Source organism: Ruminococcus sp. N15.MGS-57 (genome assembly GCF_000980385.1).
GTDB classification, from domain to species: Bacteria; Bacillota; Clostridia; order Oscillospirales; family Ruminococcaceae; genus Hominimerdicola; species Hominimerdicola aceti.
On record NZ_LARF01000006.1, the window covers coordinates 54,969 to 74,638 of the forward strand.

The 19,670-nt window shown below is 43.2% G+C and carries 20 protein-coding genes and 1 pseudogene; 2 read left to right on the forward strand and 19 right to left on the reverse strand.

Annotation, left to right across the window (positions count from 1 at the left end):
* Positions 1-193 precede the first annotated feature (193 nt).
* The 13 genes from WS40_RS02155 to WS40_RS02215 form a co-directional block, all read right to left on the reverse strand.
* On the reverse strand, positions 194-2,131 hold the full coding sequence (locus WS40_RS02155) for a fructose-1,6-bisphosphatase (RefSeq protein WP_046439800.1): 1,938 nt from the start codon (positions 2,129-2,131) through the stop codon (positions 194-196).
* 101 nt (positions 2,132-2,232) lie between these two features.
* On the reverse strand, positions 2,233-2,499 hold the full coding sequence (locus WS40_RS02160) for an HPr family phosphocarrier protein (RefSeq protein ID WP_046439802.1): 267 nt from the start codon (positions 2,497-2,499) through the stop codon (positions 2,233-2,235).
* A gap of 204 nt (positions 2,500-2,703) precedes the next feature.
* Positions 2,704-3,603: a 1-phosphofructokinase gene (gene pfkB / locus WS40_RS02165; protein ID WP_046439804.1), complete on the reverse strand. Its 900-nt coding sequence runs from the start codon at positions 3,601-3,603 to the stop codon at positions 2,704-2,706.
* 1 nt (position 3,604) lies between these two features.
* The gene (locus WS40_RS02170) at positions 3,605-4,354 is read right to left on the reverse strand and encodes a DeoR/GlpR family DNA-binding transcription regulator (protein WP_046439806.1); all 750 of its coding nucleotides are present in this window, start codon (positions 4,352-4,354) and stop codon (positions 3,605-3,607) included.
* A 440-nt stretch (positions 4,355-4,794) separates the two neighbouring features.
* Positions 4,795-5,475, reverse strand: a complete 681-nt coding sequence (locus WS40_RS02175) for a YoaK family protein (protein ID WP_046439808.1) — start codon at positions 5,473-5,475, stop codon at positions 4,795-4,797.
* Entirely contained in the window at positions 5,472-6,407 is a 936-nt protein-coding gene (metA, locus tag WS40_RS02180; RefSeq protein ID WP_046439810.1) for a homoserine O-acetyltransferase MetA, read from the reverse strand. The genes WS40_RS02175 and metA overlap by 4 nt, the downstream gene beginning before the upstream one ends.
* Before the next feature lie 156 nt (positions 6,408-6,563).
* On the reverse strand, positions 6,564-7,811 hold the full coding sequence (glyA, locus tag WS40_RS02185) for a serine hydroxymethyltransferase (protein WP_046439812.1): 1,248 nt from the start codon (positions 7,809-7,811) through the stop codon (positions 6,564-6,566).
* A gap of 219 nt (positions 7,812-8,030) precedes the next feature.
* Positions 8,031-9,293, reverse strand: coding sequence for a replication-associated recombination protein A (locus tag WS40_RS02190; RefSeq protein WP_046439815.1), 1,263 nt, complete (start codon positions 9,291-9,293; stop codon positions 8,031-8,033).
* A 23-nt stretch (positions 9,294-9,316) separates the two neighbouring features.
* Positions 9,317-9,607, reverse strand: coding sequence for a hypothetical protein (locus WS40_RS02195; protein ID WP_022286705.1), 291 nt, complete (start codon positions 9,605-9,607; stop codon positions 9,317-9,319).
* A 424-nt stretch (positions 9,608-10,031) separates the two neighbouring features.
* On the reverse strand, positions 10,032-11,294 hold the full coding sequence (gene clpX, locus WS40_RS02200; protein WP_046439817.1) for an ATP-dependent Clp protease ATP-binding subunit ClpX: 1,263 nt from the start codon (positions 11,292-11,294) through the stop codon (positions 10,032-10,034).
* Positions 11,295-11,308: 14 nt separating this feature from the next.
* Entirely contained in the window at positions 11,309-11,899 is a 591-nt protein-coding gene (clpP, locus tag WS40_RS02205) for an ATP-dependent Clp endopeptidase proteolytic subunit ClpP (protein ID WP_022286703.1), read from the reverse strand.
* A 63-nt stretch (positions 11,900-11,962) separates the two neighbouring features.
* On the reverse strand, positions 11,963-13,243 hold the full coding sequence (tig, locus tag WS40_RS02210; protein ID WP_038671658.1) for a trigger factor: 1,281 nt from the start codon (positions 13,241-13,243) through the stop codon (positions 11,963-11,965).
* A 72-nt stretch (positions 13,244-13,315) separates the two neighbouring features.
* Entirely contained in the window at positions 13,316-14,026 is a 711-nt protein-coding gene (locus WS40_RS02215; protein ID WP_022286701.1) for a metallophosphoesterase, read from the reverse strand.
* 96 nt (positions 14,027-14,122) lie between these two features.
* Here WS40_RS02215 and WS40_RS11275 point away from each other — a divergent pair, with 96 nt between their 5' ends.
* A complete protein-coding gene (locus tag WS40_RS11275; protein WP_022286700.1) occupies positions 14,123-14,287 on the forward strand; it encodes a DUF1540 domain-containing protein in 165 nt (54 codons plus the stop codon).
* Positions 14,288-14,359: 72 nt separating this feature from the next.
* Here WS40_RS11275 and thrC read toward each other — a convergent pair whose 3' ends face one another.
* The 6 genes from thrC to lepB (WS40_RS02245) form a co-directional block, all read right to left on the reverse strand.
* On the reverse strand, positions 14,360-15,850 hold the full coding sequence (gene thrC / locus WS40_RS02220; protein ID WP_022286699.1) for a threonine synthase: 1,491 nt from the start codon (positions 15,848-15,850) through the stop codon (positions 14,360-14,362).
* Between the two features lie 148 nt (positions 15,851-15,998).
* Complete coding sequence (locus WS40_RS02225; RefSeq protein ID WP_046439819.1) at positions 15,999-16,391, reverse strand: YraN family protein; 393 nt, start codon at positions 16,389-16,391, stop codon at positions 15,999-16,001.
* Positions 16,369-16,983 (reverse strand): ribonuclease HII, encoded by a 615-nt coding sequence (locus WS40_RS02230; RefSeq protein ID WP_038671652.1) that lies wholly within the window; start codon positions 16,981-16,983, stop codon positions 16,369-16,371. Before WS40_RS02230 ends, WS40_RS02225 begins: the two co-directional genes overlap by 23 nt.
* Position 16,984: 1 nt before the next feature.
* Positions 16,985-17,881, reverse strand: coding sequence for a ribosome biogenesis GTPase YlqF (gene ylqF, locus WS40_RS02235; protein WP_022286696.1), 897 nt, complete (start codon positions 17,879-17,881; stop codon positions 16,985-16,987).
* A 20-nt stretch (positions 17,882-17,901) separates the two neighbouring features.
* Positions 17,902-18,471 (reverse strand): signal peptidase I, encoded by a 570-nt coding sequence (gene lepB / locus WS40_RS02240; RefSeq protein ID WP_046439822.1) that lies wholly within the window; start codon positions 18,469-18,471, stop codon positions 17,902-17,904.
* Entirely contained in the window at positions 18,468-19,103 is a 636-nt protein-coding gene (gene lepB, locus WS40_RS02245) for a signal peptidase I (protein WP_117863748.1), read from the reverse strand. Before lepB (WS40_RS02245) ends, lepB (WS40_RS02240) begins: the two co-directional genes overlap by 4 nt.
* Positions 19,104-19,378: 275 nt before the next feature.
* On the opposite strand from lepB (WS40_RS02245), the pseudogene WS40_RS11280 reads away from it, so the two are divergent.
* Positions 19,379-19,670 (forward strand): annotated as a pseudogene (locus WS40_RS11280) (IS481 family transposase); the annotation flags it as partial.

The window sequence follows — 19,670 nt, forward strand, 5'->3', positions numbered from 1 at the left end:
GGCATTGGCTTCCAATTGAAGCCAGTGCCTTTTGACTTGTTAGAATCATTAAGAGGATATCACCATAGCTCATTTGGGCATTTAAGTCCCCATTCTTTCCTAAGCTTTGTCATTTCGTTTGCGATAACGCCACAGCCGATAACAGCTCAGTTCAGTTCTCCCTTTTTCATATGTTAAGCTCCTTTCAGAACATCTAAAATACCTTATAGCCTTCTTTGATATCTCCAGAGCGATAAGCGTCCAACAGGTCACGGAGATCGTTTATCTGCAAAAGCAGTTCCCTTCCTTTGTCTGTATCTGAAATGTTTGCCCGACGGTCAAGTCTTTCCACCATATGTATCTCAGGAGTATGCTCACTCTCTCCTGCAATAAACGGCTTATGCTCCGCAAGATTAAGGCTGTGGGAATCATAAATAAGAGTGTAGCCTGCGATACCGGTGGCTTTTTGATAAGCCTTTGAGATACCACCGTCAATAACGAACAGCCTGCCGTCTGCCTTGACAGGGCTTTCGCCATTTTTTATCTTCACAGGTACATGACCGTTTATGATATGACCACGCTGTGGGTCAAGCCCAAACATTTCAAGTATCTTTCCGCATATCTCAGGCTTCTCTGAGAAGTGATAATAGGCATTATAATTTTCCTTGTGAAGCTTTTTATCTTCAAGGAAATATCGCTCAAAAAACGCCATTTTGTCCTTGCCATAAAGAGGCGAACGTGCGCCGCTCCACAGATACCACAAATGGTCTGCGCAGTTGCTTTTCTCCTCACAAGGCTGTAAGAAATACGCCTTGTTGGCTATTTCGTCAAGCTTATCTAGCATTGCCTTACCCGAATACTGCTCTCCTGCTATACTTAAGCTCAGAAGCTTTCCATTTTCATCAAGAGGGATACAGCCGTGGAAAAGCAAATTGCCGTTTATGGTCTTATACATTGAGCCTTTTGAATATAAAAAACGCATATGTGTGTTGAGCCTGTCGCTGTGCATAAACGAGTTTGCAAGAATCGTCATAAGCTCATTTTCGCCTTCGGTGAGCGCAAGAGGATCGGCAGAATCAACTGTAGGAAAATTGCCGTCAAGAAGCTTATGAGTTTGCCCGTCTATTGTTATAGTGCCATTCGCGAAGTCCACCATGCTGAAAAGGTCACGGTGAGATAGTTTCCATTCAGGGTGGCGCCTGATAAGCTGACCCTCTAGCTTTAGCTGTATAACTGTGATAGCCTTGTGCATTTTTGCCACAAGCTTTGCATCAACAGGGTCATAGATATTATCATCAAGTGTCTGTGGCATGAAAATTGCGCACTCATCGTTTTTATATGTTTCTCCTGCAAAGACCGCCAGCGCACGAAGATTTAATCCATAGCCGTCCTCGAGAACGTCAAAGTTATTGTATCGCATGGATATACGGATAACATTTGCAATAAGAGCGAGATTACCTGAAGCCGCACCCATCCACGAAATGTCATGGTTGCCCCACTGTATATCGACATCGTGCATTTTCATAAGCTCGTCCATAATAATATCTGCTCTTGGACCACGGTCATATATATCTCCGATAATATGCAGCTTGTCGATAGCAAGAGATTGTATAAGCTCACAAAGGGACTTTATAAAGCGGTCTGCGATTCCAGTGTCAAGAATTGTGGTGATTATCTCATCATAGTAATATTCCTTTACCACATCATCAGTGACATTAAGCAGCTCGTCAAGTATATAGACCATATCCTTTGGTATGCTCTTTCGCACTCTCGAACGTGTATACTTTGCCGACACCGCCTCGCAAACAAGTATCAGACGATAGATAGTAAGTCTGCGCCACTCGTCTGAAAGCCCGTTTTTATCACGCAAACGCTTTAGCTGCTTATCGGGATAATAGATAAGATAGGCAAGGGCTTCACGCTCTGCCGAGGAAACTGCTTTTCCTAAGGTCAGGTCTATCTTGTTTTTTATCATGCCCGATGCGCTTTTTAGCATATGCAAAAAGGCTTCATACTCTCCGTGGATATCGCTGAAAAAGTATTCTGTACCCTTTGGCATACTGCGTATTGCAGATAGATTTACTATCTCGCTGGCGGCACTGTCTATAGTAGGAAATTTTTGTGCAAGTAGTAAAAGATATTTTTTGTCCATATGTATTTCTCTCTTTTAGATTTTTTACAACGTCATATTGCTCAGAAAGACCGCAGTTTACGCTACGGTCTTGTCTGAATTTTTTTGGAAGATATAAGGAATCATTCGCCGAAACCGTCCTCAAACATTTTAACAAACTCGTCAAGCACAGCCTGCTCATTTTCGCCTGTTACGATTATCTCTACCTCAGTGTCATTCTTGATACCTGCTGCCATTATCTGCATAACAGCCTTAGCCTTGATGTCCTTGCCGTTTGCTTTCATCATGATCTCGCACTCAGGATGCTCCTTAGCAGCCTTTGCAATGATACCTGCCGGACGCATATGAAGTCCTTCTGCATTTACTACTTTTACGACCTTTGATACCATAATAGATCTCTCCTTTTCTGAAACTTAATTTATTTATGATTGTTAACATTATTATATTATATTTTCTTATATTTGTAAAGACTATTCTGTAACTTTCCTAAGGAAACCTGCAAGCAATGCGCCAAGAAAGCCTGATGGAACATTTCGCCAGGAGCAGCAAAAGTTGCACCTGAAACTGCCATTGCTCCGCGTCCCTATATTTTTTCAGAGCGTTTCAAGAAGCTCTGCGATCTTTTCTTTTTGAGCAAGCCCATCAGAAAAAGCAGTCGCACCGCCAGCGGCTGTACCAAGTTTAAGAGCATATTCATAATCGCCCTGCAATATACCAGCGGTAAAGCCTGCCACCATTGAATCGCCTGCACCAACGGAATTTTTCACCTTACCATTACATACTCCACAGCGATGCATTTCACCGTTTTCGTCAATAAGCATTGCGCCGTCCCCTGCCATTGAGATAAGCACGTTCACAGCACCCATTTCTTTAAGCTTACGTGCGTATTTTTCTATCTCCTCATCATTAGTGAGTGTCACTCCGAACATCTCGCCAAGCTCGTGGTTGTTAGGCTTGATAAGGAAAGGTTTATATTTAAGCACATTGAGAAGCAGGTCTTTTGTTGCGTCCACTACTGTTCTGATATTCTTGTGCGCGAGCCTTTCGAGTATCTTCTCATAGATATCTGAAGGCAGCGAGGCAGGTATGCTTCCTGCGAGTATAAGCGTATCTCCGTCCTGAAGCTTATCAAGCTTTGCAAAAAGCTTATTCACAGCCTCATCATCTATATCAGGGCCCTGACCATTCAGTTCTGTTTCCTCAGCAGATTTTATTTTCACATTTATACGGGAATTACCGTTTTTGAGATGAACAAAATCTGTATCAATTCCCATTTCCGCTAATCCGTTCTCGATAGCTTCACCTGTGAAGCCTGCAGTGAAGCCAAGTGCCTTTGACTGAATGTCCAGCTCTCTAAGAACTACAGACACATTTATACCCTTGCCACCGAAATACATCTCTTCCCTATCTGAGCGGTTGGTAGACCCAAGCTTCATCTCCCCTGTATGAACAACATAGTCGATAGCAGGATTGAATGTTACAGTATATACCATTTTACATTACCTCCTTGATATTTGCTTTTGTAAGATATTTTTTGTCTTGAAGCTTGTCGGTGATTATCTTCACACGTCCAAGCTGAGCGAAAGTGACCGCAGATATCTGATCGAATTTAGAGTGATCTGCAAGAATATAAACAGTCTGACTGTTTAACACCACGGTAGACTTCACTCTTGCCTCGTTTCTGTCCGGTGTTGTTATACCGCCTGACAACGAAATTCCGTTTGCTCCAAGAAAGCTTTTGGTGAAATTGTAGCTTTGCAGACTGCTGACACATTCAGCACCAACGATAGCCTCCGTTGTGAGCTTTATCTCCCCTGCCGGCATATAGACCTTAAAGCCACGCTGAGCAAGCTTTTTGGCATGAACGAAAGCGTTAGTCACAAAGGTAATTTTCTTATCTGGCAGAAAGTCTATCATATAGCCTGTAGTCGTTCCGGCGTCGATAAAAATGAAATCACCGTCATCCACAAGAGAGGCTGAAAACCTCGCAATTGCAAGCTTTTCATCGGTAAAAAGCTTTGACTTTGACTCAACGTCCTGTTCCTCCGGATTGAAAGAATGTTCCTCGGCAGATATAGCACCACCATGAACTTTTTTCAAAAGACCCCTTTCATCAAGCACCGTCAAGTCACGGCGTATCGTTGATTCAGAAGCTTTTAAAAGCTCGCACAACTCCAAAAGCTTCACACTTTTATTCTGCTTGACTCTCTCTAATATAATAGAGTACCTTTCCTCTGTAAGCATTTTATCACCTTTTCAAATTCCAAAAATGTTTTTTGACGTCAATTGAACGATATTGATTGTTTCTGATATTAAAGTAACATATTGTACAGCAAAAGTCAAGCAATTCCGCTCAAAATCATTCACACAGCATTATTTTTGGCCGTTTTTTAAATTATGAATAAGATGTTTGTGCATTTTAACAACATTCAATCAAAAGCAGTCAGATAACATCATTTTCGCTTTTGTGACGTTATATTTTTTGCAATTATTATTTGGATATCCATATTACTTTGTTTTGCCACCAATTCACTTTATGCTTTGAAAGGTGGTTTTGCAAAATGAAATAGAAAAAGCAGTGCTTAGATTTTTCTCAAGCACTGCTTTGCTTTGTTTTTTTGATTTTCGGCTTACGCATATTCAGTCTATGCCTCAAACCCTGACAAGGCTTTGCTCGGTGATCGTCACTTACCTTCTGCTAATTTATCGTCGTCGCTTCTTAAAATGCAGAGTGCGATAACAAGACCTGTCAAAGCAACAAACACCGCTTTAGTTTCAAGCAATTCTGTGACAAATGCACCCACTGCCGCTCCACCTATAAAGCAAAGGATTATGCCATAATACTGCATTGCATTACTAAGCTTTAGCTTATCCTTAGTTTTCAAATACTGAAACAGGTTATCCGTACCGCTTCTAAGATTGCCAGTACACATCGTGGTAGCGAAAGGCTTTCCGTCCATTTTCCTAAAACCCTCCACCTGCATTGCACAGGTAAAGGAAACTAGGATATTCGCCAATGTGTTAAGCGTACCGGCAGGGATAAATCCCACAATAGTCAGCACCACAAGCTCCACACCGATTATGATCCTATGCCAATGTATCCTCGGGTGTTCATTGAATTTCAGCTTCACAGCTTCCACTATCAGCACGCCAAGCATAAAGGACAGTATAGGCATCAGATAAAGAAAGACCTTCAGCCAGCTTCCCTCTTTGATATTGATAGCCAACAACACCATGTTACCTGTCTGTGCATTTGCAAAAACGTGGTCACGACTGATGTAGGTATAAGCGTCAAGATAGCCACCCACTATTGCGAGCATTACTCCAACACCGTAAAACTCAGCTATATGTCTGCCGTTCTTCATTGTGCAGTCCCCAGTGGCTCAAGCTCATTAAGATCATATGGCGTTTTCTGATAAATGCAGTAGTTGAGCCAGTTTGAATAAAGCAGATTAGCCGAACAGCTCCAATTGAAAATAGGCTTGTTTTCTGGATCATCGTCAGGAAAATAGCTATATGGTATCTGTATAGGCAACCCCTTTTCCTTATCTCTGAAATACTCTTTTGCAAGGGTCTCACGATCATATTCCCAGTGGCCGAACAGGAAAAACTGTCTTTGTGTCTTATCTGAAACAAGATGCACACCCGCCTCGTTTGACACTGCCACCACTATAAGGTCGTCCACCTTTTCGATGTCTTCACGACGCACCTCAGTATGGCGTGAGTGCGGACAATGGAAAACATCTCCAAAACCTTTGAGAATAATGCTTTCGGGATAGTCGATATGGTGCTTGAAATTGCCAAACATCTTCTCTTTCAAAGGATATTTGGGAACGCCATAATGGTAATAAAGTCCAGCCTGAGCGCCCCAACATATGTGGATAGTTGAGAAAACATTGGTCTTTGACCATTCAAAAACTCTGCAAAGCTCGTCCCAGTAATCAACGTCTTCATACTCCATTTGCTCAACAGGCGCACCAGTGATTATAAGACCATCATAACGATTATCACACACCTCGTCAAAGTTCTTGTAGAAAGCGAGCATATGCTCCAAAGAGGTGTTTTTTGACATATGACTGCTCATCTGAATAAGGTCGATGTCAACATGAAGAGGTGTGTTGCTCAAAAGACGCAGAAGCTGCGTTTCTGTCGCAATTTTGTCAGGCATGAGATTGACAATAGCGATCTTCAAGGCACGAATGTCTTGATGAGCGGCTCTGTCATCGGGAATAACGAATATATTCTCATTTTCCAACGTTTGGAACGCAGGAAGGTCATTTGGTATTTTAATTGGCAAAGTATATCCCACCTTTTAATTATACTCTAAAAGATTATTATAACACGATCTCTGTTAAAAATCAACCAAAAGAGAGATTTATTCATATATTATTGAGAAAAAGGGAGCGACCTAAGCCGCTCCCTTTGTGTATCAACAGTATATAAATCCGTACAATTATTCGTAAAGTGGATATTTCTTGCAGATAGCGTTTACCTTTTCTCTGATCTCATCAGCCTTATTCTCAAAGTCTGTTGCTGTGAGATACATACACTCTGCAATAACGTCCATGTCCTCCTCAACAAGTCCCCTTGTGGTAACTGCCGCTGTACCAACTCTTACACCGCTGGTTACAAATGGCTTTTCAGGGTCGTTAGGGATAGCATTTTTGTTTACAGTGATATAAACCTCGTCAAGCTTCTTCTCAAACTCTTTACCTGTGATGTGGAAAGGTCTGAGGTCAACAAGCATAAGATGATTGTCTGTGCCACCTGATACGAGATTGAATCCTCTGTCAAGAAGTCCCTTTGCAAGAGCCTGTGCATTCTTTACGATCTGCTCACCGTATGCCTTGAACTCAGGCTTGAGAGCCTCGCCAAAGCAAACTGCCTTTGCTGCGATAACGTGCATAAGAGGGCCGCCCTGTGTGCCTGGGAAAATAGCAGAATTTATCTTCTTAGCTATATACTCGTTGTTTGTGAGGATAAGTCCTCCTCTTGGTCCTCTCAGAGTTTTATGTGTTGTTGTTGTAACAATGTCAGCATATGGTACTGGTGACTGATGGCAGCCTGCGGCAACAAGTCCTGCAATATGCGCCATATCTACCATAAGATATGCACCAACAGCCTTTGCTATCTCAGAAAGCTTCTCAAAATCGATAGCTCTTGGATAAGCACTTGCACCTGCAACAATAAGTCTAGGTCTGCACTTGTTAGCCTGCTTGTAAAGAGCCTCGTAGTCGATATAGCCCTCGTCATTTACGCCGTAAGGAACAAAATTAAAATACTTACCTGAAAGGTTTACAGGTGAGCCGTGTGTAAGGTGTCCGCCAGCGTCAAGGCTCATACCCATAACAGTGTCGCCTGGCTTAAGAAGAGCAAAATAAACAGCAGTGTTAGCCTGAGCGCCAGAATGTGGCTGAACGTTAGCATACTTAGCGCCGAAAAGCTTGCAGGCTCTTTCAACAGCGATATCCTCCACAACGTCAACGCACTGACAGCCGCCATAATATCTCTTGCCAGAATATCCCTCAGCATACTTATTAGTAAGCACAGAACCCATTGCAGCCATAACGGCAGGTGAAACGATATTTTCGCTTGCGATAAGCTCAAGATTTCTTCTCTGTCTTGCCAGCTCGGCTTCCATTGCTTCGCCGACTTCTTTATCGACATTTTCAACAAAGCCGATAGTATCCATTATTTTCATCGAAATTACTCCCATCATAAAATTTTACGGACATTCCGTTCTGTTTTATTATAGCGTATTTTTCTTTTGATGTCAACGAAAATTTTTTATAGTGGGGAATGTGAGGAATGAGGAATGAGGAGTGAGGAATTAAGGTATCGCCTGCGGCGATTAATTTTTTTGTGGAGAATATGTTTTACTGCCGCAAAGCCACTGCACTCTTTACGTTTTTTCCTTTTCTCACTTCTTTATCTTCTCCCAATACGCTTTCGCCATTTGCTCCGTCTTATTCTCACCATACTGATAATAAGTCCTCCCCACAAGCTTATCAGGCAGATACTGCTGTTTTACCCAATGATTTGGAAAATCATGGGGATAAAGATAGTGCTGTCCTTTCACTTTTGCGCCCTCGCCGTCAAAATGTTTATTCTGCAAATGCCGTGGATAATCTCCAAAATCACCATTTCTCACATCTGCTAAAGCTGCGTCTATTGCTGATTCAGCAGAATTTGATTTTGGAGCAGTGGCAAGAAGAACCACAGCTTCCGCCAATGGTATCCTCGCTTCAGGCAGTCCCAACTGCAATGCCGAATCAACGCAGGATTTCGTCACTACTGCCGCCATAGGATACGCAAGTCCTATATCCTCACTTGCGATAACAAGTAGCCGTCTGCACAGAGAAATGATATCCCCAGCTTCCATAAGCCGTGCGGCATAATGAAGTGCGGCGTTCTCGTCAGAACCTCTTATGGACTTCTGCAAAGCCGACAGAATATCATAATGCTCATCGCCTGCACGGTCATAGCGCATATTGCTGCGCTGAGTAAGAAGCTTCACATTGTCAAGGTTCACGGTGAGCTTTTCACCGTCATTATCTGCCGAAAGTATGCAAAGCTCCACTGTATTTATTGACTTTCTCACATCACCGCCACAGCCCCTTGCGATATGCTCCAACACACCATTTTCAAGACGCAGTTTCAGCCCCAACTCATCAGCCATAAGCTGAAAAGCACGCTTTATTGCAGGCAAGATCTCCTCCGAAGTCAGCGGCTTGAACTCAAACACAGTTGAACGGCTAATTATAGCATTGTACACATAAAAATACGGATTTTCAGTGGTAGAAGCGATAAGAGTTATCTTGCCGTTTTCAATGTATTCAAGAAGCGATTGCTGTTGTTTTTTGTTAAGATACTGTATCTCGTCAAGATAAAGCAAGATACCATTAATGCCGCTGAGTGTCTCAGTTTCAGCAACTATCTGCTTGATATCAGCAATAGAAGCACTTGTGCCGTTAAGCTTATGCATAGTCATATTAGCATTATTTGCTATCATTCTTGCGACCGTAGTTTTGCCAACACCTGACGGACCATAAAAAATCATATTCGGTATTTTACCGCTTTCGATAATACGCCTGAGAGGTTTATTTTCGCCTAACAGGTGGGTCTGTCCCACAATATCATCAAGGGTTTTGGGTCTAATTCGTTCAGCCAAAGGCACACTCATTTTATGATCTCCTTAAAAAGCAATTAGTCTAAAATGTTCTGAATATCCTCTAAATGAAGCTGATAAGCCATGCTATTTATCTTTTTAAGCAGGTAGGTTTTTGCAACAAGAACAGCTTCCTGATATTTGGTGTTTTCCATACCAAGGCAAATGCGATAAATAATGAATTGATTAGAGGAGATTTTCATGATAATGTGATTATTGCCCTCGAAAGTACCACGGCAAATGGAGTTGGAGTTGACGAAGTTCCAAAGGTCGGAGTAAGTGAGAGCAGTGACTTCATCTGTAATAAACTGTTGGATAAGTTCATTCATATGGATTCCCCCTATAGTGTATTTTCTTTAGTATAGCACATATTTCCGCATAATTCAAGGGAAAAAGCGGTCAAAGTGGGGAGTGTCGCCCGTTAGCTTCATGAACTCGTATCGTAAACAACAAAATGTAGGGGACGGCGCCCCCGACGTCCCGATATCGAAGTGTCGAATTTTTTTGATTGTGACAAATTTATGCAAGCGACCGAAACGGGCGAACAATGCTCGTCCCTACCACAATTTGTGTATTTTCTCAAAGTTTGTGTAACAAATCACAAGATGTAACGTCCAAAAAGCGGGCTGTCGAGGGCGCCAGCCCCTACATGGTTTGTTAAACAAATAAATAATGTGCGGATAACGCAGAAATGCAACAAAAAAAGAGGCAGAATACTCCACCTCTCATTTATCTGTACAAAGATTTGTACTATTATTTTTTTCTGGCCGAGCTTACCGCACGAGTTATCTCAGGCTCTGCTTCGCCACGAACACATTCAGCCGTTATCTTTATGCCAACTATCTCATCATCAGATGGTGCTTCAAACATGAGCTTTGTGAGTATCTTCTCAACTATCGCCCTAAGTCCTCTTGCTCCTGTCTTTTCTTCAATAGTCCTCTTGGCTATCTCTCGCTTTGCGTCCTCTGTGATCTCAAAATCGATGTTGTCAAGCTTGAAAAGCTTCGTGTATTGCTTGATAAGCGAGTTCTTTGGCTCTGTCAAGATCCTGCAAAGTGCATCCTCGTCAAGCTCGTCAAGAACCGTGATAACAGGGAGTCTGCCCACAAGCTCTGGTACGATACCGAACTTAACAAGATCGTGTGGTACTACCCTCTTCATCACATTGTTATCATCCTCCTTGCTCTTGACCTTTCCGCCAAAACCAAGTGATGATGACTCTGTACGCTTCTTGATAACACTGTCAAGTCCCTCAAAAGCTCCGCCACAGATAAACAAAATATTCTTCGTATCTATCTGTATAAACTCCTGATGTGGGTGCTTTCTGCCACCCTGTGGAGGCACATTGGACACACAGCCCTCTACTATCTTAAGAAGCGCCTGCTGTACGCCCTCACCGCTTACATCTCTTGTGATAGAAACGTTCTCCGATTTTCTTGATATCTTATCTATCTCGTCGATATAAATAATACCGTTCTGAGCCGCTTCAACATTATAATCTGCCGCCTGAATAAGCCTTGTAAGCACGTTTTCAACATCGTCGCCTACATAGCCTGCCTCTGTGAGCGTAGTAGCGTCAGCAATAGCAAAAGGCACGTTCAGAAGCCTTGCCAAAGTCTGTGCAAGCAAAGTCTTTCCTGTTCCTGTTGGTCCAAGAAGCAAAACGTTACTTTTCTGTATCTCTACGTCATCATCGTCATTAAGTGACAAAATTCTCTTGTAATGATTGTATACCGCAACAGAAAGAGCTATCTTTGCTTCCTCCTGCCCGATAACATACTCGTCAAGAACTGCCTTTATCTCCGCAGGCTTCTTAAGGGTTATGCCGCTGTCAGCTGAATTTTTACCCTTGCCACGCTGCTTCGTTGTAGGAAGTCCCTCCTGCTCAGCCAGAACATTATAGCAATAAAGTACACACTCGTCACAAATGTGGCTCGTGCCTGCTGAAAAAAGTGTTCTAACCTTGTCCTCAGGCTTGCCGCAGAACGAGCATTTTCTTATTGTATCATTAGCCATTTATTTCACCGAACCTATCTGTTAGTTATTACCTTGTCGATAAGACCGTATTCAAGAGCCTCCTGAGCTGTCATATAATTGTCACGCTCAGTGTCGATGTTGATCTGCTCGATAGGCTTGCCTGTGTTCTGGGCAAGTATCCTGTTGAGCTTCTCTCTGGTCTTTACCATGTGGTCAGAATGTATCTTGATATCTGTACACTGACCAGAAATTCCGCCGCCTGCGATAAGAGGCTGATGAATGAGTATCTCACTGTTTGGCAGAGCAAATCTCTTACCCTTTGTGCCGCTTGAAAGCAGGAATGAACCCATTGAAGCAGCCATACCCATGCATATAGTTGACACGTCACACTTGATATACTGGATAGTATCATAGATAGCCATGCCGGCAGTGATTACTCCTCCAGGGCTGTTTATATAAAGGTCGATATCCTTTTCAGGATCCTGTCCCTCAAGATAAAGCAGCTGTGCCACTACTACGCTTGCAACTGCGTCGTCTATCTGGTCGCAGAGCATGATTATTCTGTCATTGAGCAGGCGGGAATAAATGTCATAGCTTCTCTCGCCTCTGCTTGTCTGTTCCACTACATAAGGTACCAATGCCATAAAATTGCCTCCTTAATCTATTTTCGCCCGCATAAGGTCATGCGGGCGAAAGCATAAATTATCTTACTTTATAACTGCTGCGTCCTTGATAAGGTCAACAGCCTTGCCAACTGCAATATCCTTCTTAAGGTCGTCATCATGGATAAACTGCTTGATCTGGTCAACGTCAAGCTTGTAAGCCTCAGCAAGCTTATCAAACTCAGCCTTAAGCTCGTCCTCAGTTACCTCGATATTCTCAAGCTTTGCGATCTTTTCAAGTGCAAGTCTGAGCTTGACCTGCTTCTCAGCCTGCTCAGCATATGCCTTCTTTACAGTGTCGATAGTCTGACCTGTATACTGCATATAGAGATCAAGTGAGATGCCCTGTGGTGCAAGTCTCTGCTCCAGCTCGCTTATCATCTCGTTTACTCTGTTGTCAAACATAACCTGTGGGATCTCAGCTGTCATGTTCTCGATGACCTTATCGAATATCTTAGCCTCTACCTCAGAATCAGCGTGTTTCTCGTTAGCTTCCTCAAGCTTCTTCTTAACGTCAGCCTTGTATTCGTCAACTGTATCGAACTCTGTTGAATCCTTTACCATATCATCGTCCAGCTCAGGCATAACCTTCTTTGATATGCTCTTGAGCTTGATCTTGAATACAGCAGGTGCGCCTGCAAGTTCCTTTACCTGATACTCATCAGGGAATGTTACGTTGATGTCGAAATCCTCACCAGCGTTGTGACCAACGATCTGATCCTCAAAGCCAGGAATGAACTGACCGCTTCCAAGTGACAGTGTGAAATCCTCTGCCTTACCGCCCTCGAAAGCAACATCGTCCTTGAAGCCCTCGAAGTCGATAACAACGTCATCGCCGTTCTCAGCTGCTCTGTCGTCAACTGTCTCAACAGTTACATTCTTCTCTCTGAGAGCGTCAAGCTGCTTGTTGATATCCTCATCAGTTACAGGATTGACAACTTTTTCAACTTCTATACCCTTATAGTCCTTAACTTCAACCTCAGGCTTTGTGATGCAAGTTGCCTTGAGCTTTACGCCGTTTTCCTTGCTGATCTCAGTTACCTCTACCTCTGGGCGAGTAACAAGTTCCAGACCGGACTCTTCAACTGCGCCGTTTACAACAGGAGCGTACAGAAGATTTACAGCGTCCTCAAAAAATACCTGCTCGCCATATTCCTTTTCGATAAGCTTTCTAGGAGCCTTACCCTTACGGAAGCCAGGCATAGCGATATTCTTTCTTGCTTTAAGATAAGCTTTCTCTATTGCAGCCTCAAAATCCTCAGCAGAGATCTCGATCTCAAGCTCGTACTTATTGGTTTCAACATTGTTTGTAGCTTTTAAACTCATTTATTATTCCTCCATTATATAAATGTATCTTATACATTATAGCACAAATATATTGTCATTTCCAGCATTTTTTTATAAATTGTCACTTTGCACAATTTTCGTTATGTCCAATGGGTCAAAATGCAAGAAATCACTAGCTATAAGCCGATATTCTACTCCGTCACGAGTGCCGTTTATTGCATAAGCGTGGGCTCTTCCGTGAAGGTGTCCGTAAAAACACTTTTTTATGCCGTATTTATGAAGCACTTCAAGCATATCATAATTGCAGCTATTGCCGAAAAGCGGCGGATAATGCAAAAACACCACAGGCTCTAAGCCTGCCTTTTGCGCAGACTCGATAGAGAGTGCAAGTCTGCCTGCTTCCCTTGCCAGAACCTTCTGATCCGCAGGTTCACCATTGTCGCTTATCCAGCCTCTCGTTCCGCATATGCCGTAGCCATCATAGCTGTAATGATTATTATGCAGGATATTTATGGTATCAAAACCGTTTTCTGCGAAAAATTTATCCATTTTGTTCTTGGTGTTCCACCAATAATCGTGATTGCCCTTGGATATTATTTTTCTGCCGTTGAGCTTATTTATGAACTCGAAGTCTTTTTTCGACTGCTCAAAATTCATTCCCCACGAGATATCACCCGGTATCACCACAGTGTCCTCAGGACGAACTTTGTTCTGCCAGTTTGTTTCAAGCTTTGTCACATAATCAGACCAGCCACCGAATATATCCATTGGTTTATCTGTACCCAGCGACAAATGCAAGTCGGCAATGGCAAATAGGCTCACGGTTTTTCCTCCATTCCAGAAACTTCATGTATTATCCCGACCACTCATGCACATACTACTTTTGCAGCAAAAAGCTGCAGAAGGAGCGATGTACAAATGGAGAAGGATAGAATTTACGGTATCCACTGCAACGTAGACAACTGCGTTTACAACAGCAACAACTGCGAATGTACCGCAGGCAAGATCAATGTAGGCTGTACCTGCACCGACCCTAACTGCTGTGACGAAACAGAGTGCAAGACATTCAAGGCAAGAGGCTAATTTCCCTCGCCATGGTCAGTGGACATACGCTGTGCGCTGACCTCCGCCCGACAATAGTCGGACGGGTACATATCAAATACCCAGAGCTGAGTAGATGTAGTCCTTCATATCAGCCTTGTCGATCACCTTTGTGAATCTTACTTCCTTATCCTTAAGTGCAGCAAGTGAAGCAGGAACAGGTATCTTTGAAACCTCGGCAAGCTCGTCAACAAGACCGAACTCGTCAGCGTTTGTATCCTTACCGATAGCTGCAAGAACTGAGCCTGAGAACTTATATGGGCTTGCTGTTGAAGCGATAACAGTCTTTGTCTTGTCGCCTGTAGCAGCCGCATAGTCCTTGTACACCTTCACTGCAACGGCTGTGTGAGTGTCGCAAGTGTAAGAATACTCGTCATAGATCTCCTTAATGCAAGCCTTTGTCTGCTCATCGTCGCAGCAGCCTGCATAGAACTCGTCAGCGATAGCCTTCTTCACTTCGTCTGTTACCTCATATCTGCCAGTCTTGGAAAGGCTACCGAACCACTCTCTTATCTGAGCGTCATCAGAACCGCTGAGGTGATAAAGAAGTCTTTCAAGGTTTGAAGAGATAAGGATATCCATAGAAGGAGAGATAGTTGTATGGAACGGACGATTTCTGTCATAAATACCTGTCTTTATAAAGTCTGTGAGGACGTTATTTGCGTTTGAAGCGCAGATAAGCTTATTAACAGGGACGCCCATATGCTTTGCATAGTAGCCTGCAAGGATATTACCGAAGTTGCCTGTTGGAACAACTATATTTATCTTGTCGCCAAGCTCGATCTCGCCGTCAGCAACAAGCTGAGCGTATGTAGATACATAATAGATTATCTGTGGTGCAAGTCTGCCCCAGTTGATAGAGTTTGCAGAGGAGAACATCATGCCGTTCTCAGCAAGCTTGTCGGCAGTTTCCTTGCTTGTGAAGATAGTCTTAACGCCTGTCTGAGCGTCGTCAAAGTTGCCCTTGATAGCGCAAACGCCGACGTTGCCGCCCTCCTGAGTTGTCATTTGCTTTTTCTGCATAGCTGAAACGCCGTCCTCTGGATAGAACACGAGTATCTCTGTACCCTCAACGTCCTTGAAGCCCTCGAGAGCAGCCTTGCCAGTGTCGCCTGATGTAGCAACGAGGATAACTACCTTCTTGTCAACGCCAAGCTTCTTGATAGAAGTTGTGAGCAGATATGGAAGTATCTGGAGAGCCATATCCTTAAATGCACAAGTTGGACCATGCCACAGTTCAAGCATATAAGTGCCGTCAAAAAGGTGAGCAAGCTCAGCTATATTGTCGGTGTCGAAATTCTTTGTGTTGTAAGCACCCTCTACACAGTAGCGTATCTCAGCCTCTGTGAAATCTGTGAGGTACTTTGAGAAAACGAAAAATGCTCTCTCAGCGTAGCTTTTTTCGCCAAGAGCCTTGATATCATCAAGTGTTATGGCAGGTATCTCAGACGGAACGAAAAGACCGCCGTCCTCAGAAATGCCCTGTGCTATCGCCTGTGCAGACGAAACCTTTACTTCGCTGTTTCTTGTACTTTTGTAAAACATAAACAACAACCCTTCTTGTTTTAGATGTCCGACAGGTGTCGGCTATTTACAGACCATTTGTTCAGATAACGTCTAACATTCCACGTCACGGGCGAACAATGTTCGCCCCTACAGACACAGTTCGTTCGGCATATCCGACCCATGGTCTTTATTTCACACTTGCATCAAAAGCGTTCACATAATATCTCAGCTTTTTGACTCTGCCGTTCTCCAACTCCACCGCCGCAACATCGAACCGACAGCACACAGGCTCTAAAATCCCCTTACAAAAAGCCTGTGCTGTCTGAACGATATGCCGCTGCTTGACCGGATCGACAGCCTCTTCAGCGGAAGTAAGAGAGCCATGCTCCCTAGTTTTGACCTCCACGAAGGCTATGATATCCGCTTTCTCTGCGATTATATCTATTTCACCGCCTCTGACGGTAAAATTCCTCTTTATTATCTCATACCCGTGTCTTACAAGAAAGCCGCAAACTGCGTCCTCCCCGATATTGCCCGCCTTTCGGCGCTGGGTATGGTCAATGCCCATTTTTCTTTGCATAATACTTTTTGAGAAAACTCATTCTATGTATTCCGCATGGTCCATACTGGTCTATCATCTGATAGTGGAGCTTTGTGCCATAGCCCTTATGCTTCTCAAACCGATACTCAGGATATTGTTCAGCCATTTGCTCCATATACCTGTCCCTTGCGACCTTTGCAAGAATTGAAGCCGCCGCCACTGCCTGACTTTTAGCATCTCCCTTTACCACCGCTATGGCTGGACATTCAAGCCCCTCAGGGGTCTTGTTCCCGTCTATAAGGCAGACGTCAGGCTTTGTGTCCATATCCTCCACCGCTCTTTTCATTGCAAGCATTGCGGCGTTAAGTATATTTATATCCTCTATCTCTTCCACGGTTGCGGTCTGTATAGAAAAGTCAACTGCTTTTTCCATTATCTCATCAAAAAGCTCCTCACGCTTTTTCGCTGTAAGCTTTTTGCTGTCGTTTATCCCCTCTATAACAGTGTCCTTATCAAATATCACAGCCGCTGCAAACACATCTCCTGCAAGAGGACCTCTGCCAGCTTCATCGCAGCCGCACACCACGTTATAATCTTTTCTTATCTCGTTGTCAAACTCGCTGAGCGTCATATCAATACCCCTTTGGCTTTTCAAGAGTAAGTCTGCCGAGAGTACCATTTCTGAACTCGTCCATAACTGTAATGGCTGCCCTTTCGGTATTTATCTCTCCGCCAGAAACTAAAAAGCCACGCTTTCTGCCTATTCTTTCAAGAAGCTCAAAGCCTACCACACAGCCGATAGTTTCCTCGTCAGCAGGCTCTATATCATCTGTTCTGATGCCATAACGTTTCTCGATAAGCTCAGGATAGTTCTCTTTCAAAAACTCAAGCAGACGACAGGCAAGATATTCCATGTCCATGATATCGTCCTTGACTGCACCTGTAAATGCGAGCCTTTCGCCAACAAGCTTATCCTCAAACTTAGGCCACAGCACACCTGGCATATCCAAAAGTTCAAAGCCCTCATCAAGCTTCACCCACTGTTTACCTCTTGTAACACCGGGTCTGTCCTCAACTTTTGCAAGCCTTGACCCTGCAAGTCTGTTTATAAATGACGACTTGCCAACGTTTGGTATACCGACTATCATTATTCTTATAGGTCTGCCAGACATACCCTTGGCATTCCATTTCTCAATATCGTCCTTTAAAAGCTCTTTGAGCTTTCCATAAAACTTGCTTACGTTTTTGCCACTCCTACAATCTGTAGCAAGTGCTGTGATTCCCTGTTTTGCATAATAGTCGAGCCACATTGCTGTTACTTCCGGATCGGCTGAATCAGCCTTGTTGAGAAGCACAAGCCTTGGCTTTGAGCCTACGATACGCTTCATTTCGGGGTTTCTGCTTGAAAACGGGATACGAGCGTCAGTTATTTCCACCACTGCGTCCACAAGCTTTAGGTTTGACGCCATTATGCGGCGCGTTTTTGCCATATGTCCAGGAAACCACTGAACGTGAGATACTTCGCTCATATCTTCCTCCTTACTCTAACTCAATCTACCTTACCAATGCCCTCATCATTGCCTGCCGCAAATCGAAACAGAACTCTGCCAACTATCTCGTCATAAGGCACATATCCTATTACACGGCTGTCTGTGGAATGATTTCGGTTGTCGCCCATTACAAAGCAACATCCCGCAGGCACTTCATATTCATAAACTTCACTTTCTTTATTATAGTATCTTTCATCAAAATACTCGTCATCAAAGCTGCCGTCACACTTAATATAGCTCTCATCAAGCACTGCTCCGTTGACCTTGACTATAGCCGACTTGTTGTCTATCTCGACCTTTTGCCCTTCTACGGCAATGATACGTTTGATTATCCTATTGTCAAGAACAGACGAGTTGACCACAACTATATCCCCCTGCTTTGGCGTATAAAGCAGTTTTGATATAACAAGAGAATCATTTTCAAAAAGAGTGTCCTGCATTGACTGTCCTTGTACATTCACTGTTCTAAACACAAAAGTAAAAACAAGCACGACCACGAACATTGCCATGACTATGATCTCAAGAAAGTCGAACAGATTATCAACAGCTCTTTTACCCTGCTTTTTCAACTTACCTTACCAAAGCTGTCAAATGGATAAAGCCTTAAAACTGCCTTACCAAGCACGTCAGACGGGTCGATAAAGCCTATCCTTCTGCTGTCTGTGGAATTATTTCTGTTATCACCCATGACGAACAGCTTGCCCTCAGGCACGTCATACTCAAAAACATTTTCTTCCACTTCATATTTCTCATCAAAGAGATTAGTGTTATACATAGCTTCCCTGATATTGTCATTTGAAATGACCTTACCGTTGACGGTAACAGTGTTGTTATTATAATCAACGACAACCTTATCTCCACCGGTGCCGATAACACGCTTGATGATAGTCTTGCCGAGCTTTTCGCTGTTGATAACAACGATATCGCCCTTTTGCGGTGTATAATTTATGTGAGTGATTATAAGTCTGTCCTGATCCTGCAAGGTCTCACGCATAGAAGGTCCCTGAACAAGAACTATCCTGAAGAAAAAAGTAAATATCAGGATCACCATAAACATAGCGAACACAAAAGATTCAGCCCATTCAAAGACCTCGTCCATAACATTCACGGGCTGTTTTTCCTTTAGGTCGTCAGGGGCGGCTTTTTTAGCCTTGTCAATATCCTCCTGAGAAACGTCGCCGAATTTTTTATTATCGTCCATAAAAGCCTCGATCCTTTATCCAAAGGCGGCAAAAGCCGTCAAATACTCATATAGATTTATTATATCAAATTTCAAAACAAATTACAAGGGGGTGAGATAAATTTCTTTTTGATATTGTGTAGTGCTACAATAGATATTGGACAAAATTAAGAAAAAAGAAAAGAGAGATAGGCAAAAATCTGATAAAATAAAGTTACCACACAAATACAAATCAGAAAGGAAGCCTATCTCTCATGAATAGTATAACACAAGATATGAAGTTTCGTCAATCCTTAATGAATTACGCAAAGAAATATGGAGTGAGCCGAGCGAGCAGAAAATACAATAAATCACGTTCATATATATATTTCTGGCTGAAACGCTGGGACGGAAGTGTGGAGTCCCTTGCAGTTAAATCACGCCGACCGCATCATCATCCCAATGAGCATACCAAGGAAGAAATAGATCTTATCAAAAGGTATCACAAACGGAACCCGACACTTGAGCTTCCCGAACTATGGCATCGTCTCAGGAAACAAGGGTATACACGCTGTCTTGAAAGTCTTTACAGGGTTATGAAAAAACTAG

What these genes read in the sequence shown, in the direction of transcription:
- WS40_RS02155 (WP_046439800.1), bottom strand. Translation starts at nt 2,131, where the DNA reads ATGGACAAAAAATATCTTTTACTACTTGCACAAAAATTTCCTACTATA.
- clpP (WP_022286703.1), bottom strand. Translation starts at nt 11,899, where the DNA reads ATGGCATTGGTACCTTATGTAGTGGAACAGACAAGCAGAGGCGAGAGA.
- WS40_RS02195 (WP_022286705.1), bottom strand. Translation starts at nt 9,607, where the DNA reads ATGAATGAACTTATCCAACAGTTTATTACAGATGAAGTCACTGCTCTC.
- clpX (WP_046439817.1), bottom strand. Translation starts at nt 11,294, where the DNA reads ATGGCTAATGATACAATAAGAAAATGCTCGTTCTGCGGCAAGCCTGAG.
- ylqF (WP_022286696.1), bottom strand. Translation starts at nt 17,881, where the DNA reads ATGAGCGAAGTATCTCACGTTCAGTGGTTTCCTGGACATATGGCAAAA.
- thrC (WP_022286699.1), bottom strand. Translation starts at nt 15,850, where the DNA reads ATGTTTTACAAAAGTACAAGAAACAGCGAAGTAAAGGTTTCGTCTGCA.
- WS40_RS02170 (WP_046439806.1), bottom strand. Translation starts at nt 4,354, where the DNA reads ATGCTTACAGAGGAAAGGTACTCTATTATATTAGAGAGAGTCAAGCAG.
- WS40_RS02190 (WP_046439815.1), bottom strand. Translation starts at nt 9,293, where the DNA reads ATGAGTGTGCCTTTGGCTGAACGAATTAGACCCAAAACCCTTGATGAT.
- WS40_RS02175 (WP_046439808.1), bottom strand. Translation starts at nt 5,475, where the DNA reads ATGAAGAACGGCAGACATATAGCTGAGTTTTACGGTGTTGGAGTAATG.
- WS40_RS02160 (WP_046439802.1), bottom strand. Translation starts at nt 2,499, where the DNA reads ATGGTATCAAAGGTCGTAAAAGTAGTAAATGCAGAAGGACTTCATATG.
- tig (WP_038671658.1), bottom strand. Translation starts at nt 13,243, where the DNA reads ATGAGTTTAAAAGCTACAAACAATGTTGAAACCAATAAGTACGAGCTT.
- glyA (WP_046439812.1), bottom strand. Translation starts at nt 7,811, where the DNA reads ATGAAAATAATGGATACTATCGGCTTTGTTGAAAATGTCGATAAAGAA.
- WS40_RS11275 (WP_022286700.1), top strand. Translation starts at nt 14,123, where the DNA reads ATGGAGAAGGATAGAATTTACGGTATCCACTGCAACGTAGACAACTGC.
- lepB (WP_117863748.1), bottom strand. Translation starts at nt 19,103, where the DNA reads ATGGACGATAATAAAAAATTCGGCGACGTTTCTCAGGAGGATATTGAC.
- WS40_RS02230 (WP_038671652.1), bottom strand. Translation starts at nt 16,983, where the DNA reads ATGACGCTCAGCGAGTTTGACAACGAGATAAGAAAAGATTATAACGTG.
- WS40_RS02225 (WP_046439819.1), bottom strand. Translation starts at nt 16,391, where the DNA reads ATGCAAAGAAAAATGGGCATTGACCATACCCAGCGCCGAAAGGCGGGC.
- pfkB (WP_046439804.1), bottom strand. Translation starts at nt 3,603, where the DNA reads ATGGTATATACTGTAACATTCAATCCTGCTATCGACTATGTTGTTCAT.